Source organism: Agromyces sp. H17E-10 (assembly GCF_022919715.1).
GTDB lineage: Bacteria > Actinomycetota > Actinomycetes > Actinomycetales > Microbacteriaceae > Agromyces.
Genome location: NZ_CP095042.1, coordinates 893,477 through 908,187, shown reverse-complemented (window position 1 = coordinate 908,187; position 14,711 = coordinate 893,477). Strand labels below are relative to the sequence as shown.

The 14,711-nt window shown below is 72.2% G+C and carries 15 protein-coding genes; 8 read left to right on the top strand and 7 right to left on the bottom strand.

All coding sequences use genetic code 11. From position 1 onward, the window contains the following. Positions 1–46 precede the first annotated feature (46 nt). A complete protein-coding gene (locus MUN74_RS04085; RefSeq protein WP_244856346.1) occupies positions 47–919 on the top strand; it encodes an aldo/keto reductase in 873 nt (290 codons plus the stop codon). Between the two features lie 296 nt (positions 920–1,215). Here MUN74_RS04085 and MUN74_RS04080 read toward each other — a convergent pair whose 3' ends face one another. Further along, positions 1,216–2,100 (bottom strand): 3-methyladenine DNA glycosylase, encoded by an 885-nt coding sequence (locus tag MUN74_RS04080; RefSeq protein WP_244855137.1) that lies wholly within the window; start codon positions 2,098–2,100, stop codon positions 1,216–1,218. Positions 2,101–2,209: 109 nt separating this feature from the next. Here MUN74_RS04080 and MUN74_RS04075 point away from each other — a divergent pair, with 109 nt between their 5' ends. Both MUN74_RS04075 and MUN74_RS04070 read left to right on the top strand, forming a co-directional pair. After that, positions 2,210–3,739, top strand: a complete 1,530-nt coding sequence (locus MUN74_RS04075) for an ATP-dependent DNA ligase (RefSeq protein ID WP_244855136.1) — start codon at positions 2,210–2,212, stop codon at positions 3,737–3,739. Positions 3,740–3,793: 54 nt separating this feature from the next. After that, positions 3,794–5,635, top strand: coding sequence for an SLC13 family permease (locus tag MUN74_RS04070; RefSeq protein WP_244855135.1), 1,842 nt, complete (start codon positions 3,794–3,796; stop codon positions 5,633–5,635). 72 nt (positions 5,636–5,707) lie between these two features. Here the strand turns inward: MUN74_RS04070 and MUN74_RS04065 are convergent, their stop codons facing one another. From MUN74_RS04065 to MUN74_RS04055, 3 genes are all read right to left on the bottom strand, one after another. Beyond that, positions 5,708–6,031 carry a TfoX/Sxy family protein gene (locus tag MUN74_RS04065; protein ID WP_244855134.1) on the bottom strand — a complete coding sequence of 108 codons (324 nt, stop codon included), beginning with the start codon at positions 6,029–6,031 and terminating at the stop codon, positions 5,708–5,710. Between the two features lie 41 nt (positions 6,032–6,072). Continuing rightward, complete coding sequence (locus MUN74_RS04060; RefSeq protein WP_244856345.1) at positions 6,073–6,678, bottom strand: dihydrofolate reductase family protein; 606 nt, start codon at positions 6,676–6,678, stop codon at positions 6,073–6,075. A 214-nt stretch (positions 6,679–6,892) separates the two neighbouring features. Next, a complete protein-coding gene (locus MUN74_RS04055) occupies positions 6,893–8,197 on the bottom strand; it encodes an MFS transporter (RefSeq protein ID WP_244855133.1) in 1,305 nt (434 codons plus the stop codon). A 66-nt stretch (positions 8,198–8,263) separates the two neighbouring features. Here MUN74_RS04055 and MUN74_RS04050 point away from each other — a divergent pair, with 66 nt between their 5' ends. Beyond that, positions 8,264–8,818 (top strand): CGNR zinc finger domain-containing protein, encoded by a 555-nt coding sequence (locus MUN74_RS04050; RefSeq protein ID WP_244855132.1) that lies wholly within the window; start codon positions 8,264–8,266, stop codon positions 8,816–8,818. 6 nt (positions 8,819–8,824) lie between these two features. Here the strand turns inward: MUN74_RS04050 and MUN74_RS04045 are convergent, their stop codons facing one another. Then, positions 8,825–9,784, bottom strand: a complete 960-nt coding sequence (locus tag MUN74_RS04045; protein WP_244855131.1) for a GlxA family transcriptional regulator — start codon at positions 9,782–9,784, stop codon at positions 8,825–8,827. A gap of 71 nt (positions 9,785–9,855) precedes the next feature. Here MUN74_RS04045 and MUN74_RS04040 point away from each other — a divergent pair, with 71 nt between their 5' ends. Next, complete coding sequence (locus MUN74_RS04040; RefSeq protein WP_244855130.1) at positions 9,856–10,716, top strand: MBL fold metallo-hydrolase; 861 nt, start codon at positions 9,856–9,858, stop codon at positions 10,714–10,716. 69 nt (positions 10,717–10,785) lie between these two features. After that, positions 10,786–11,211, top strand: a complete 426-nt coding sequence (locus MUN74_RS04035; protein ID WP_244855129.1) for a VOC family protein — start codon at positions 10,786–10,788, stop codon at positions 11,209–11,211. 3 nt (positions 11,212–11,214) lie between these two features. Here MUN74_RS04035 and MUN74_RS04030 read toward each other — a convergent pair whose 3' ends face one another. Both MUN74_RS04030 and MUN74_RS04025 read right to left on the bottom strand, forming a co-directional pair. Next, positions 11,215–12,120 (bottom strand): alpha/beta fold hydrolase, encoded by a 906-nt coding sequence (locus MUN74_RS04030; RefSeq protein WP_244855128.1) that lies wholly within the window; start codon positions 12,118–12,120, stop codon positions 11,215–11,217. A gap of 12 nt (positions 12,121–12,132) precedes the next feature. After that, positions 12,133–13,056 carry an alpha/beta fold hydrolase gene (locus MUN74_RS04025; RefSeq protein WP_244855127.1) on the bottom strand — a complete coding sequence of 308 codons (924 nt, stop codon included), beginning with the start codon at positions 13,054–13,056 and terminating at the stop codon, positions 12,133–12,135. Between the two features lie 77 nt (positions 13,057–13,133). On the opposite strand from MUN74_RS04025, the gene MUN74_RS04020 reads away from it, so the two are divergent. Then, on the top strand, positions 13,134–13,688 hold the full coding sequence (locus MUN74_RS04020) for a TetR/AcrR family transcriptional regulator (protein WP_244855126.1): 555 nt from the start codon (positions 13,134–13,136) through the stop codon (positions 13,686–13,688). A 62-nt stretch (positions 13,689–13,750) separates the two neighbouring features. Beyond that, complete coding sequence (locus tag MUN74_RS04015) at positions 13,751–14,653, top strand: intradiol ring-cleavage dioxygenase (protein WP_244855125.1); 903 nt, start codon at positions 13,751–13,753, stop codon at positions 14,651–14,653. Positions 14,654–14,711: the final 58 nt, after the last annotated feature.

Sequence of the window (14,711 nt, the reverse complement as noted above, 5' to 3'; positions counted from 1 at the left end):
CATCGATCTCGCCGGCATCGCGGCGCCCAACGTCGTGCTCGGACTCATGCGCATCGAGCAGCTCGGCGACGACGAGGTGCGCACCCTCATCGGCACGGCCCGCGACGCGGGCATCGACTTCTTCGACCACGCCGACATCTACGGCGAGACGCTGCACGCGTGCGAGCGACGGTTCGCCGAGGCGATGCAGCTCTCGTCGTCCGAGCGCGAGCAGGTCACGCTGCAGACGAAGTGCGGCATCGTGAAGGACGGTCCGTACTTCGACTTCTCGTACGAGCACATCATGGAGTCGGTCGACGGCTCGCTCGCGGCGCTCGAGACCGACTACCTCGACATCCTGCTGCTGCACCGGCCCGACGCCCTCGTCGAGCCCGACGAGGTCGCCCGCGCGTTCGACGAGCTCGAGGCATCCGGCAAGGTGCGCGCCTTCGGCGTCTCGAACCACACGCCGAGCCAGATCGAGCTGCTGCGCCGCTCGGTGCGCCAGCCGATCGTCGCGAACCAGCTGCAACTGTCGATCACGCACGCGCCGATCATCGCCCAGGGCATCTCGGCGAACATGCAGGGCTTCTGGCAGTCGACGATGCTCGACGGGGGAGTGGTCGACTACTGCCGCATGAACGGCATCACGATCCAGGCGTGGTCACCGCTGCAGGCGGGCTTCTTCAACGGCGTCTTCCTCGGGTCGGCCGACTACCCCGAGCTCAACGCGGCCATCGACCGGCTCGCCGAGAAGTACGACGTCACGCCCATCGCGATCGCCACCGCGTGGATCACCCGACACCCCGCGAACATGCAGGTCGTGCTCGGCACGACGAACCCGACGCGCGTCGCCGACGCCGCAGCCGGTTCGGCGGTGCCGCTCACGCGCCCCGAGTGGTACGAGCTGTTCCGCGCCGCGGGCTACCAGGTGCCCTGAGCCGCGCTCCGTCGGGCGGGCCGGTATGCCAGCGGATCCCGCTGCCACTGCTGCCCTGCTGCCGCTGCTGCCGCTGCCGTTCGCGCTGTCACTGCCGTTCGCACTGCCACTGATGCCCCCGCTGGCGCTGGTGTTGGCCCCGCTGCCCTCCCGCTGCCGCTCTGCCGGCGCGTCAGCAGGCATCCCTCTTCGGAGGGTGTGGTCATGTGGAATTGTGGTCGGCCAGGGTGTGGTCATGTGGAATTGTGGTCGGCCTCCCCGGAGTGGATGACGCCGGGCCGCACGACCACGCGAAGTCACCCGACCGGCAGCGCCGCCAGAGTGGGCGTCGCGAACGCGGCATCCAGGATGCTGCGCCGCAGGCCGTTCGCGCGCTCGGCGAACCCGCGTTGCCGGCGCACGTACTCGGCCTTGCCCTCGGGCGTCTCGATGCGCACGGGCTCGCCGCCCCACGGCTCCATGTCGTAGGGCGACGCCTGCATGTCGAGAAAGCGGATGTCGCGGGCGAGCTCGAACGCGTCGAGCAGGAGTTCGCCGGGCACGAGCGGACCGAGCTTCACCGCCCACTTGTAGACGTCCATGTTGGCGTGCAGGCAACCGGGCTGCTCGAGCTGCGGCTGCGACTCGCGGGTCGGCTCGAAGCGGTTGCGCGGCACCGCGTCGGGCGTGAAGAAGCGGAACGCGTCGATGTGCGTGCAGCGCAGCTCGTGCGCCTCGACGACCTGATCGGTCGCGGCCTGGCCGAGTCGCAGCGGCACGGGGTGCCGATGCGCGCCCTGGCGGTAGACCATCGCCCACTCGTGCAGCCCGAAGCATCCGAACGAGCCGGCGCGCCGCGCCGTGAGCCGCAGCATGCGCTCGACCGACGCGAGCATGGGGCCCTTCTCGGCCGTCATCGCCTCGCGATCGACCACGAGCGAGCCGGATGCCGCGCCCGGCGCGTACCAGCGCCAGCCCGCGCGCTCGGTGGCCGCTGCGCGGTCGAGCTCGATGCCGGGACCCGGGTGCCAGCGGCGCAGCAGGCTCGGCGAGTACGAGTAGTACGTGAAGAGGAAGTCCTCGATCGGGTGCTGCTCTCGCGCCGCAGCCCGTGCGCGATGACCGGCCGTGAGCGCGTCGGCCCGCTCGGCGTGCGCCGCGGCGCGGGCGCGCCAGTCGGCGGCGGCGAGCAGGGTGGTCATCCTTCAAGGGTACGTTCCGTGGTCGGTCGGTCGGTCGGTCGCTCGGGTACCGCGGAGCGCGGATCGAGACCACCGGTCGCGTGTCGGCGGCACCTGCCAGACTGGGCGCGTGCTGCTCGAAGAGCTCGTCACCACATCCGATGCCGTCGGGTCGACCCGTTCGCGCCTCGCGAAGGTCGACGCCCTCGCGGCGTTGCTGCGCCGCCTCGAACCCGACGAGATCGCGCCCGCGGTCGGGTTCCTCGTCGCCAAGCCACGACAGGGTCGGGTGGGCGTCGGGTGGCGCGGACTCGCCGCAGCGGTCGACGCGACGCCCGCGGCCGACGAGCCCTCGCTCACGGTCGACGACCTCAACGCAGCCCTCGACCGGTTGGCCGGGGCCGGCGGCGCGGGGTCGTCGGGCGACCGCGCCCGCGAGCTCGCCGAGCTGCTCGGCCGCGCGACCGATCGCGAGCAGCATTTCATCGGCGGAGTGCTGCTCGGCGAGCTCCGCACCGGCGCGCTCGAGGGCGTGCTCACCGACGCGATCGCCCGAGCCGCCGACCGGCCGGGCGACGTCGTGCGCCGCGCCGCGATGCTGTCGGGCGACCTCGGCGAGACCGCACGGCTCGCGCTCACCGGTTCCGAGGCCGAACTCGAGGCGGTCGAGCTCGTCGTCGGGCGGCCCGTGCTGCCGATGCTCGCGGCGACCGCGGCGACGCCGACGGCCGCGATCGAGCTCACGGGCGAGGCATCCGTCGAGTACAAGCTCGACGGCGCGCGCATCCAGGTGCACCGCAACGGCGACGACGTGCGCGTCTTCACCCGCAACCTCGCCGACGTGACCCACCGGCTGCCCGAGGTCGTCGAGGTCGTTCGGGGCCTGCCGGTCCGCGACGTCATCCTCGACGGCGAGACGCTCTCGCTCGACGAAGACGGCGCGCCGCGGCCGTTCCAAGAGACGATGTCGAGGTTCGGCGCCGAGCACGCGCGAGAGACCGTGCTGCATCCCTGGTTCTTCGACGTGCTGCACGTCGACGGTCGTGACCTGCTCGACGAACCGCTCGCGATCCGGCTCGCCGAGCTCGAGCGCATCGCGCCGGCCCATCGCATCCCGGGCGAGGTGACGGCCGACCCCGAGGTCGCCGAACGAGTCTCGGCCGAGGCGCTCGCCGCAGGCCAGGAGGGCGTCGTCGTCAAGGCGATCGGCTCGCCGTACGCGGCGGGCCGGCGCGGGTCGAGCTGGGTCAAGGTCAAGCCCGTGCACACGTACGACCTCGTCGTGCTCGCGTGCGAGTGGGGCTCGGGGCGGCGCACCGGCTGGCTCTCGAACCTGCACCTCGGCGCGCTCGACCCCGACGGCGAGTACGGCGAGCCGGGCGGCTACGTCATGGTCGGCAAGACGTTCAAGGGGCTCACCGACGAGCTGCTGCGCTGGCAGACCGAGCGATTCCAAGAGATCGAGGTGCGCCGCACCCCGCACACGGTCTGGGTCGAGCCGATCACGGTCGTCGAGATCGCGATCGACGGCGTGCAGCGGTCGAGCCGGTACCCGGGCGGCATCGCCCTGCGCTTCGCGCGCGTGAAGGGCTACCGCGACGACAAGCGGCCGGGCGACGCCGACACGATCCAGACGCTGCGCGCGCTGCTGCGCGGCTGACGGGCCGACCGGCTCCTCCCGATCGCGCCCGTTCGTGCGCGATACTGTGGCACCGTGGACTGGCAGCTGCTGGTTGTGCTCGCATTGCTCGTCGCATCCATCGTGATGTTCGCGATCAATCGACCGCGCATGGACGTGGTCGCCGTGGCGCTGCTCGTCGCCCTGCCGCTCACCGGCGTGCTGACCGTGCCCGAGACGCTGTCGGGGTTCTCCGACCCCAACGTCGTGCTCATCGCCGCGCTGTTCGTGATCGGCGAGGGCCTCTCGCGCACCGGGCTCACCTACCGGCTCGGCGACTGGCTCTCGGCGCGAGCCGGCACGAGCACCACGCGGCTCATCGTGCTGCTCATGCTCACCGTCGCGCTGCTCGGGGCCTTCATGAGCTCGACCGGGGTCGTGGCGATCTTCATCCCCGTCGTGCTCAGCATCGCCGCGCGGCTCGGCGTCTCGCCACGCCGGCTCATGATGCCGCTCAGCTTCGCCGCACTCATCAGCGGCATGCTCACGCTCATCGCGACCGCGCCGAACCTCGTGATCGACGCCGAACTCGTGCGCGCGGGCGAGCAGGGGTTCGGGTTCTTCTCGATCACCCCGTTCGGACTCGTCGTGCTCGCACTCGGCATCGGCTACATGCTCGTCGCGCGCCGGTTCCTCGGCGACGACGCCGACGCGGAGCCGATCGGCGCCGACCGCACGTACGGACACCTCATGACCGACTACCGCCTCGCCGATCGCGATCGGCGGCTGCAGGTCGGACGGGGTTCGCCGCTCATCGGCCGGAGCCTCGGCGAGGTCGACCTGCGCCGGCACGGCATGCGGGTGATCGCCGTCGAGCGCCGACGGTGGCTGCGGCGCACCCTCGAGGTCACCGCGACCGCCCCGTCGGCCGTGATCGGCCGCGGCGACGTGCTGCTCGTCGACGTCTTCGCGCGTCGCGACGAGCTCGAGGGGTACCTGCGGCGGCTGCGCCTGCGCACCCGGCCCGTCGACGACGGGTTCCTCGCCGAGCGGTCGCGCGAGGTCGGACTCGGCGAGGTGATGCCACCGCCGAACTCGGCCGCGCTCGGCCGGACGGTCGGCGAGCTGCGCACCCGGGAGCTCTACCGCGTCGACGTGATGGGCCTGCGTCGCGGCACCGAGGCGCTGTCGGGCTCGCTCGCCGCCGAGCGTGTGCGGCTCGGGGACACCCTGCTCGTCGTGGGCGCGTGGGAGGACGTGCAGCGGCTGCCCGCACGCAGTGCCGACTTCGTGGCGCTCGAGCTGCCGGCCGAGGTGCGCGAGCAGTCGCCGGCCGCGAACCGCGCGCCGTTCGCGCTCCTCAGCGTGGTCGTCATGGTCGTGCTGATGGTCACCGGCATCGTGCCGAACGTGATCGCCGCGCTCATCGCCTGCCTCATGATGGGCCTGTTCGGCTGCATCGACATGTCGAGCGCGTACCGGGCGATCCACTGGCCGACGCTCCTGCTCATCGTCGGCATGCTGCCCTTCGCGCTCGCCCTCGAACGCACGGGCGGCATCGACCTCGCCGTCGACGCGCTCACCGGCGTGCTCGGCGAGGGGAGCCCGACCGTGCTGCTCGCCGGACTGTTCATCACGACCGCCCTGATCGGCTTGTTCGTGTCGAACACGGCGACGGCGGTGCTGATGGGGCCGGTCGCGATCGTGATGGCCGAGAAGCTCGGGGCCTCGCCCTACCCGTTCGCGATGGTCGTCATGCTCGCGGCGTCGGCCGCGTACATGACACCGGTGTCGTCGCCCGTGAACACGCTCGTGCTCGGGCCGGGGCGCTACCGGTTCTCGGACTTCGCACGCATCGGCACCCCGTTCGCCCTCATCGTCATGATCGTGGCGATCACCATGGTGCCCTGGCTGCTGCCGCTGTACCCGGGCCGGTGAGGCGCCGGCGCGACTGCGGGGCCGACGCGGCGCCGCTGCGAGCCGACGCGAGCCGACCGTCTGCGACCCCGCTCAGCTGGGCGTGATCGAGTCGACGAACGCGTACGCCTCGCGGGCGACCGTGCGCCATCGGTCGACGCCCTCGGCGACCGGCACGACCGCCCACTCCCGCATCGGGCGTCCGCGCATCACCATGTTGTCGAGCCCGGCCTCCGCGATGCGGTCCTCGGCGAGCTTCACGACGAGGTCGCCCTGCGACGAGACGAACGCGAAGAACTTGCCGCGCACCGACAGGCCCTCGGAGCCGAACATGCGGCCGAAGCCCACGTCGGGCTCCGCGAGCAGCTCGGTCGCCACCTGCTCGAGGAGCTCGAACCCCTCGTCACGCGTGCCCAATTCGCCCTCCTCGCCTGCTCGCCCGCCGCGTAGCCCCGGGCTCATTCGCCGATCGTGATGCCGGTGACCGGCTCGCCCGCGCGGTCGTAGACCAGCCCGACGGCGCCGCTGGCGTAGGTGCGGGCGGGCTGCGCGAGGCGGAACGCCGCGGGATGCACCCCGTCGCGGAACATCCGCTTGCCCGTGCCGAACGCGACCGGGTACAGGTACAGGTTCAGCCGGTCGACGAGGTCGTCGTCGAGGAGCGTCTGCAACAGGTCGCCGCTGCCGATGGTGTGGATCTCGTCGAAACGCTCCTTCAGGCCGGGCAGCTCGCGCACCGGGTCGCCGATCACGGTCGTACCCGCCCACGTCGGCTCGCCGAGCGTGCGCGAGACGACGAACTTCGGCACCGCGTTGAACTTGTCGCCGATCGGGTCGGACTGCTTCGGCCAGTACGACGCGAAGATGTCGTAGGTCTTGCGGCCGAGCAGCAACGCGTCGAGGCGGTCGATGCCGGCCATGATGTCGGCGCCGTTCTCGTCGTCGAGGTACGGCGCCTGCCAGCCTCCGTAGGGGAAGCCGCCGTCTTCGTCTTCGCCGGGCCCGCCCGGGGCCTGGTACACCCCGTCGAGCGTGACGAACAGGTCTGCGGCGATGATGCCCATGGTCGGCTCCTTCACGTACCGGTCGGCACGGCGGCCCGGCTCGTCGGCGACGGCGGGTCGCGGGTGCGCGCCTCGCACATCACCATCATTCGCCCCCCGCGGCTCGAACGGAACCCCTGCTCGACGCCCGCGCACCCGCATGCACCGAATGGAGGAACGCTCGGGCGACACGCGGCCGGGCGCCCGCAGCGACCGGCGTGGCGCGCGGAAGTTCCTACAGATCCGAACCGGATGCCTCCGCCGAGGTCGCCCGTCCGGCCAGCCGTGCGCGCCAGACGACGACGTACCCGGCAGTCGCGATGAGCGCCACGGCGGTCGCCGCCAGGAACACGGCCTGGACCCCGAACGCGGCGGCGCCGGCGCCGGCGAGTGCCGACCCGAGCGGCAGCGCACCCCAGCTGATCACCCGTGAGGCGGCGTAGACCCGACCGATGAGGTCGGCGGGCGTCGTCTGCTGGCGGATGACCGCGACCACGATGCGCCAGACGCTCGACCCCGCGCCGGCGGCGACGACGCCCGCGGCGACGACCCAGACCGGTGCCCCGAGCGCCGAGGGTGCCACGAGCGCGATCGTGCCGAGGCAGTCGGCGAAGAGCAGAACGCCGTCGCCGAGACGCCGCTGCAGCGCGCTCGTGACCATCGAGGCGCCGATGCCGCCGGCGGCCATCGCGGTCAGCAGCCAGCCGTAGCCCGCGGGCGAGAGACCGAGCGGTCCCGGGGCGACCGCGTGCACGACGAATACCGCGAGCCACATGCCCCACACGAGATTCATCGCCGCTGTGAGCACGGTGAGCGATCGCTGCAGGGGATGCCGCCAGAGGAAGACGATGCCGTCGCGGACCCGGCCCGTCGGAACCGCGGACGTCGCGCCGGCTCCGCCGCCCGTGGCCGCGACGGCCTCCGCCGCTGCGGCGATGCGCGACCGCGCCCGCTGCCAGCCCGTGGCGAGGCCGATCGCCGCGAGGCCGGCGAGCGCGTAGAGCGCGCTGCCCGTCGCCGCCGACAGCGCCGCCGAGACGCCGACGAGCCACCCGGCGAGCGGTGGGCCCACGAGCTGGTTCGCGACGTTCACCGTCGCCTCGAGCCGGGCGTTCGCGCCCGTGAGCGCGCCGCCCGGCACGATCGTCGGCACCGCGGCGACGAGCGACGTGTCGACGAGCGTCTCGGCGACGCCGTACACGAACGCGGCGGCGAGCACGGCAGTCACGACGGGGCCGTCGAACAGGATGACGGCGGCGAGGCCGGCGAAGGCGAGCATCCGCACCGCGTTGACGCTCATGAGCAGGCGAGGCGCTGCGATCCGGTCGACGATCCACCCGGCGTGCAGGCCGAACAGCGGCCAGGCGATCGTCGCGACGGTGGCGACGAGGGCGATCTCGCCGGGGGAGGCGCCGGCGGCGAGTGCGACGAGCGGCATCGCCGTGAGCATGACGCCGTCGCCCAGGTTGGCGGCGCCGGCGCCCGCCCACAACCAGCGGAACGACCTCGTCGCCGCTGTCTCACCGGTGAAACTCCTCATACTGGTGAGACTACGCACCTGGCGACTAACCTGTCAATCGGCTTGCACTGGTGAGAGAATGAGAGCGTGGACTTCGAACACGTCGCCAACTCGCTCGCCCTCGAGCTCGTGAACTCGGTCACCGACCGCGAGCACACGACCGATTGGCTGGCCGAACCGGCGGTCGCGGCGGCTTGGGCCGACTCGCTCGACCTGCCGCTCGACGCGCCGCTCGACGACCGCGGGCGCGGGGTGCTCACCGATCTGCGCGCGGCGATCACCCGGGTGTTCGGCGCGGTGGCCGCCGGCGATCCCGCCGACGCCGCCGCCGTGCGGAGCATCACCGACGCTCACGCGCGCGGCCTCGACGCGTACGGGTACGTCGTCGACGGGGCATCCGTCTCGCGAGCCTGGCCCGAGCGCTGGAGCGCCGACGCCCTCGCCGCGCGCTTCGCGGAGTCGGCCGTCGACGAGCTCACGGGCGAGCGGCTCGCCCGCGTGAAGGAGTGCCCGAGCTGCGGCTGGCTGTTCGTCGACACGAGCCGCAACCATGCTCGTCGTTGGTGCTCGATGGAGATGTGCGGCAACCGCGACAAGGCGTACCGGCACTACCACCGGAGGCGCGGCGCCGACATCAAGTAGCGGCGGTCAGGCGGCCTCGGGCCCGCGGAACGCCGCACGGTGGGCGGCCGGGCTGACTCCGAGGCGCCGCTGGAAGTGATGCCGCAGGTTCACGGCGCTGCCGAAGCCCGATCGTGCGGCGATCGCCTCGACCGGATCATCGCCCTGCTCGAGGAGCAGCCGCGCGTGGTCGACGCGCTGGTCCAGCAGCCACTGCTGCGGGCTCGTCGCCGTGCGGTCGCGGAAGTGGCGCGTGAAGGTGCGCCGTGAGAGGTGCGCGACGCCCGCCCAGCGGTCGAGATCGACGGGGTCGGCGAGGCTCGCCCGCGCCCACACCATCGCGCGCTCGATCGGATCGTCGTCGCCGTTCGAGGCCGCCATGGGCACCGGGATGTACTGGGCCTGCGAGCCGGTGCGGTGCGGTGCGAGCACGAGGGCCCGCGCGAGGTCGGCCGCGACCGCGCTGCCGCGGTCGCGGCGGGTGAGGTGCAGGCAGCAGTCGAGGGCGGCGGCGACGCCGGCCGATGTGACGACGTCGCCGAGATCGGACCAGAGGATGTCGCGGCGCACCACGACCTCCGGGTGCTCGCGTGCCAGCCGGTCGGCCGCCGACCAGTGCGTCGCCACCTCTCGGCCGTCGGCGACGCCGCTGGCCGCGACGACGAACGATCCGAGGCAGAGGCCGACGATGCGAGCGCCGCGGCCGTGCGCCGTGCGCACCGCGGCGAGCAGTTCGGGCGACGGCACGAGGCCCGCCTTCCAGCTCGGGATGACGATCATGTCGGCGTCGGCGAGGGCCTCCAAGCCCGCATCGACGACGATGCGATAGCCCGCGGCGGTGGCGAGCGGGCCCGGGTGCTCGGCGCAGACCTGCACGTCGTACTGCGCAGCGGCGCTGTCGATGCCGGCGGCGCCGAAGACGAGTGTTGGCACCGAGAGGTGGAACGGGCTGATGCCGTCGAAGGCGACGACCGCGACGGAGTGCATGGCCCGATCTTACCGAAGAGTGGCCTTCGGGCCACTTTCGCGGCGGCGGTGCGGCGGGCAGCATGGTCGACATGACGACATCCGACGTGACCACGACCCCCACCCGATCCGGCGCCGCGGCGACCTCGCGGGGTCAGCGCGAGGTCCACCGCTTCGAGGCCCTGCTCGTCGGCGGTCCGACGCTGCACTTCCGGTACGCCGGGCTGGCCTTCCTCACCGACCCGACGTTCGACGAGCCGGGCGACTACGAAGGGGCGATCGCGCTGCACAAGCTCACGGGGCCGGCCGTGCGCCCCGACGAGCTCGGGCCGATCGACGTCGTCCTCCTCTCGCACGACCAGCACTTCGACAATCTCGACCGCGCCGGCCGGGAACTGCTCGCGACGGTCGACACCGTGCTCTCGACGCCCGACGCGGCCGGTCGCATCGAGGGAGTCACGGGCCTCGAGGCCTGGCAGGCGGTGTCGATCGGCGAGGCCGAGATCACGGCGGTGCCCGCGCTGCACGGACCGGAGGGGGCCGAGGCGCAGAGCGGCGTCGTGACGGGCTTCGTGCTGCGCGCTCCGGGTGTGCCCGTCGTCTACGTGTCGGGCGACAACGCCTCGGTCGAGCTCGTTCGCGAGATCGCCGGCCGGGTCGGTCCGATCGACGTGGCGATCCTGTTCACGGGCGCTGCGAATCCCGGTCGATTCGGTGACGTCGACGTCACCCTCAACGCGCGCACCGCCCTCGAAGCGGCGGTCGCCCTGGGCGACGCGCTCATCGTGCCGATCCACGCGGAGGGGTGGGCGCACTTCTCCGAGACGCTCGAACGTCTCGAGCTCGTGTTCGGCTACGGCGGCGAGGCCGACCGGCTGCGGGTGCCCGAGAAGGGGCGTCGACTCGTCGTCGATCGCTCGGCGGGGCTCGAGGATGTCGCAGGCCGGGCGTAGCCTGTGCCGCGTGACCGGTCGCGGGCGGCGGCCGATCGAAACGCAGACGAAGAGACGGACGGAGCCATCATGGCCAACCTGGTCGTGCATTTCGAGATCCACGCGAGCGAGCCGCAGCGGCTCGTCGACTTCTACTCCCAGCTGCTCGGCTGGCGGTTCACGCAGTTCGGCGACACCCCGTACTGGGTGATCGACACCGGTGAGGGCGCCATCGGCAACGTCGCGGGCCAGCCGGGCATGGGTATCAACGGCGGGCTCACCCAGCGGCAGGGGCCGCCGCCCCAGCAGGGTGCACCGATCAACGGCTGCAACATCGTGGTGGGCGTCGACGACGTCGACGCGCTCTTCGCGCGCGGCATCGAGCTCGGCGCGACCGAGGCCCTGCCGCCCGAAGACATGGAGGGTGTCGGCCGCGGCGCCTACCTGCACGACCCCGACGGCAACCTCTTCGGCCTCATCACCCCCGTGATGAGCGACGGCACCCAGGCGATGTGAGCGTCAGCCCGTTCGGGCGAACCAGTCGAGCGTGAGATCGACGACCTCCTGGGGCCGGTCGTCGGTGATGAAGTGCGCGGCGTCGTCGACGAAGGCGAACTCGAGACGGTCGGCATGCTCGCGGGGGTCGCCCGAGATCCGTCGCACGAGGTCTTCGGTGAACGGCTCGTCGCGACGGCCGAACACGACGAGGGCCGGCGGGTGCAGGCGCTGCCGCTTGTAGGCGCCGCCCATGATCCGCCCCGCCTCGGGAAGGACCATGCCCCGGTACAGCCGGCCGATCGCGGCATCGATCTCGGGTCGCTGCGTCGGCGCGAGATAGGACTCGATCGTCTCGGGGTCGAAACCGTTCACGGCGTACTCGTCGGTGAAGAGCCAGGCGAGTGAACGACCGCGCCGGTGCAGGCTGAGCGGCGGCAGGTGACTGAGACCGCTCAACAGCTTCGGGCTGAACGAGATGAACGTCGGCGGCACCGAGAGCATGACCATCGACTCGACGCGCTCGGGGTGGGCGTACGCGAGCTGGCAGCCGGTGATCGCCCCCATGTCGTGGCAGAGCAGGCGTACGCGCTCGAGCTCGAGTGCGTCGAGCAGCGCGACGAGGTCGTGCAGCCGCGTCTCGCGCCCGATGCGCGGGTCGTCGGCCTCGGTCCAGCCCGCGCCGCGCAGGTCGGGGCAGATCGCCCGGTACCCGTGTTCGGCGAGGCGGGGTGCGACCTCGCGCCACTGCCACCAGTGCTGCGGGAACCCGTGCAGCAGCACGATCGGGGCGCCCTCGCCGATCGCGGCGACGTGGGTGCGCAGTCCGGGGGTCTCGACGACGAGGTGCTCGAAGCCGGCCGCGGGCGGCAGGGGCGGCGACCAGGTCGCCTCGTCAGCGGGGATGCTGCGGAGCAGTGGGGTGTCCATGGTGGCCTCCGGCTATTCGGTGCGGTCGGATGCGCCGGTGCGCCCGAACCAGTCGAGTACGAGTTCGGCGACCGCCCCGGGGGCGTCGTCGACGATGAAGTGGGCGGCGTCGTCGACGAATGCGAGCTCGAGGTCGTCGGCGTACCGGTCGGCGCCGCGGCACAGGCGCCTGATGAGCGCTTCGTCCCACGGGTGGTCGAGCCGCCCGAAGGCGATGAGCGTCGGCGGCTGCAACCGCCGGCGACGGTAGTCGCCGCGGGCGAAGCGCAGCGACATCGGGATCGCCATGCCGCCGAAGATCCGCCGGACGGCACTGTCCACCTCAGGTCGTGACAACGGCGCCAGGTAGGTCGCGATCGTCTGGGCCGACGGCCGGTGCGCGGTGTGCGCGTCGTCGTACAGCCAGTCGAGCGATCCGCCCCGGCGATGCAGGAGCAGGCGCGGCATGTGCCGGAACCCCGGCACGAGCTCGGCGCTGAACCCCATGAAGAACGGCGGCACCGAGAGCTGCACCAGTGAGCGCACGCGCTCGGGATGCCGGTAGGCGAGCTGCATCGCCGGAATCGCGCCCATGTCATGGGCGAGGAAGCGGGGTCGCTCGAGGTCGAGCGCGTCGAGGAGTGCGACGAGGTCGGCGACGTACGACTCGGCGCCGATGCGGGGGTCGTCGGCCTCCGTCCAGCCGGTGCCGCGCAGGTCCGGGCAGACGGCGCGGTACCCGGCCTTCGCGAGCCGGGGCGCGACGTCACGCCACATCCACCAGTGCTCGGGGAACCCGTGCAGCAGCACGACCGGCTCGCCCTCGCCGATGGTCGCGACGTGCGTGCGCAGGCCGGGGGTCTCGACGATCGAATGCTCGAAGCCGAGAGCCTCGGGCAGCGGCGGCGACCACGTCTCAGCGTCGGCGGCGACCTTCTGGGAAGCGGGCGTGTCCATGACGACTCCTTCGTCGCAGCATTACTACGTTCGTAGTAGGACTATGTTCATAGTACCCCTGATCGAGCGAGGTGTACATGGCCACGACCCGAGACCGTGCTCTCGATGCGGCGCTCCTCCTGCTCGGCACCGAGGGGGTGCGGGCGCTCACCCACGCGCGGGTCGACGCGGCCGCCGGACTGCCGGCCGGCAGCACCTCGAACTGGTTCCGCACCCGCAGGGCGCTGCTCGCCGGGTGCGTCGACCACCTCGCCGAGCAGGAACGCGCCGACTTCGACTCGTCGGGGGCGCCCGCACCGCGCACGCCCGACGAGTTCGTCGACGGCCTCTGTCTGGTCTTCGACCTCGAGACCGGGCCGCTCGCAGCACGAACCCGTGCCCGATACTCGCTCTGGCTCGAGCTCGGCGACGACCCCGAGCTCGGCGCCCCGCTGCGGCGGCAGCGACTCGAGTTCGAACGGTGGACTGAGGCGTTCCTGGTCGGGTTCGGCATGCCCGACCCGGCGACCGCGACGAAGACCGTCATGGCGCTCGGCGACGGCCTGGTCCTGCACCGGCTCACCGTCGACCCCGTGCTCGACGCGCGCCCGCTCCTCGAGCGTGCGGTGCGAGCGCTCATGGCCGGGGCATAGCGGCCGCACAGCCCCCGGCGAGGCATCCGGGTCATGCTCGATGACGACGTGAGGAGCCCGACATGACCGACCGCGACCGCACCACCGACCCCCGCTGGCTCGACGCCGACGGCAACGAGATCGACGAGGACCACCGCGGCCTCGTCTACGACATCCGCACCCTGGTCGACCGCCGCCGGGCGCTCGGCATCTTCGGCGGCATCGGGCTCACCTCGCTGCTCGCGGCCTGCGCCGGCGGGTCGTCGCCCACGGCGACCGCGACGACGGATGCCTCGGCGGGGGCATCCGCAACCGCCACGCCGACGCCGTCGAGCAGTGCGGCGGCCGGGGCCACCGGCCCCCTCGACGAGGTCCCCGACGAGACCGGCGGGCCGTACCCGGGCGACGGCTCGAACGGCGTCAACGTGCTCGACGACTCGGGCATCGTGCGCCGCGACATCCGCTCGTCGTTCGGCTCGTCGACCACGGTCGCCGAGGGGGTGCCGCTTGAGATCGCGCTCACGGTGCGCGACGCCGCGACGGGCAGCGCGCTCGTCGGTGCCGGGGTCTACCTCTGGCACTGCGACCGCGGTGGCAGCTACTCGCTGTACTCACCCGGGGTCGAGAATGAGAACTACCTGCGCGGCGTGCAGGCGACCGACGAGACGGGCACCGTACGGTTCACCTCGATCTACCCGGCCTGCTACTCGGGACGCTGGCCGCACATCCACTTCGAGGTGTACGCCGACGTCGACAACGCCGTCGCCTCGGGGCCGATCGTGAAGACCTCGCAGATCGCGCTGCCCGAAGAGGCGAACGCGCTCGTCTACGCGACCTCGGGCTACGAGCAGAGCGTGCGCAACCTGGCGCAGACGAGCCTCAGCCGCGACATGGTCTTCGGCGACGACGGCGGCATCCACCAGATCGCGAGCATGTCGGGCTCGGTCGCGAACGGCTACACCGCGGCGCTCACCATCGGGGTGTGAGACGACGGATGCCCCGGGCATGAAGCCCGAGGCATCCGTCTCGCTTCGCGCGCCGAGC

What these genes read in the sequence shown, in the direction of transcription:
- MUN74_RS04045 (WP_244855131.1), bottom strand. Translation starts at nt 9,784, where the DNA reads ATGCACTCCGTCGCGGTCGTCGCCTTCGACGGCATCAGCCCGTTCCAC.
- MUN74_RS04060 (WP_244856345.1), bottom strand. Translation starts at nt 6,678, where the DNA reads ATGGGCATCATCGCCGCAGACCTGTTCGTCACGCTCGACGGGGTGTAC.
- MUN74_RS04025 (WP_244855127.1), bottom strand. Translation starts at nt 13,056, where the DNA reads ATGGACACGCCCGCTTCCCAGAAGGTCGCCGCCGACGCTGAGACGTGG.
- MUN74_RS04035 (WP_244855129.1), top strand. Translation starts at nt 10,786, where the DNA reads ATGGCCAACCTGGTCGTGCATTTCGAGATCCACGCGAGCGAGCCGCAG.
- MUN74_RS04040 (WP_244855130.1), top strand. Translation starts at nt 9,856, where the DNA reads ATGACGACATCCGACGTGACCACGACCCCCACCCGATCCGGCGCCGCG.
- MUN74_RS04015 (WP_244855125.1), top strand. Translation starts at nt 13,751, where the DNA reads ATGACCGACCGCGACCGCACCACCGACCCCCGCTGGCTCGACGCCGAC.
- MUN74_RS04030 (WP_244855128.1), bottom strand. Translation starts at nt 12,120, where the DNA reads ATGGACACCCCACTGCTCCGCAGCATCCCCGCTGACGAGGCGACCTGG.
- MUN74_RS04055 (WP_244855133.1), bottom strand. Translation starts at nt 8,197, where the DNA reads ATGAGGAGTTTCACCGGTGAGACAGCGGCGACGAGGTCGTTCCGCTGG.
- MUN74_RS04020 (WP_244855126.1), top strand. Translation starts at nt 13,134, where the DNA reads ATGGCCACGACCCGAGACCGTGCTCTCGATGCGGCGCTCCTCCTGCTC.
- MUN74_RS04085 (WP_244856346.1), top strand. Translation starts at nt 47, where the DNA reads ATGCGCATCGAGCAGCTCGGCGACGACGAGGTGCGCACCCTCATCGGC.
- MUN74_RS04080 (WP_244855137.1), bottom strand. Translation starts at nt 2,100, where the DNA reads ATGACCACCCTGCTCGCCGCCGCCGACTGGCGCGCCCGCGCCGCGGCG.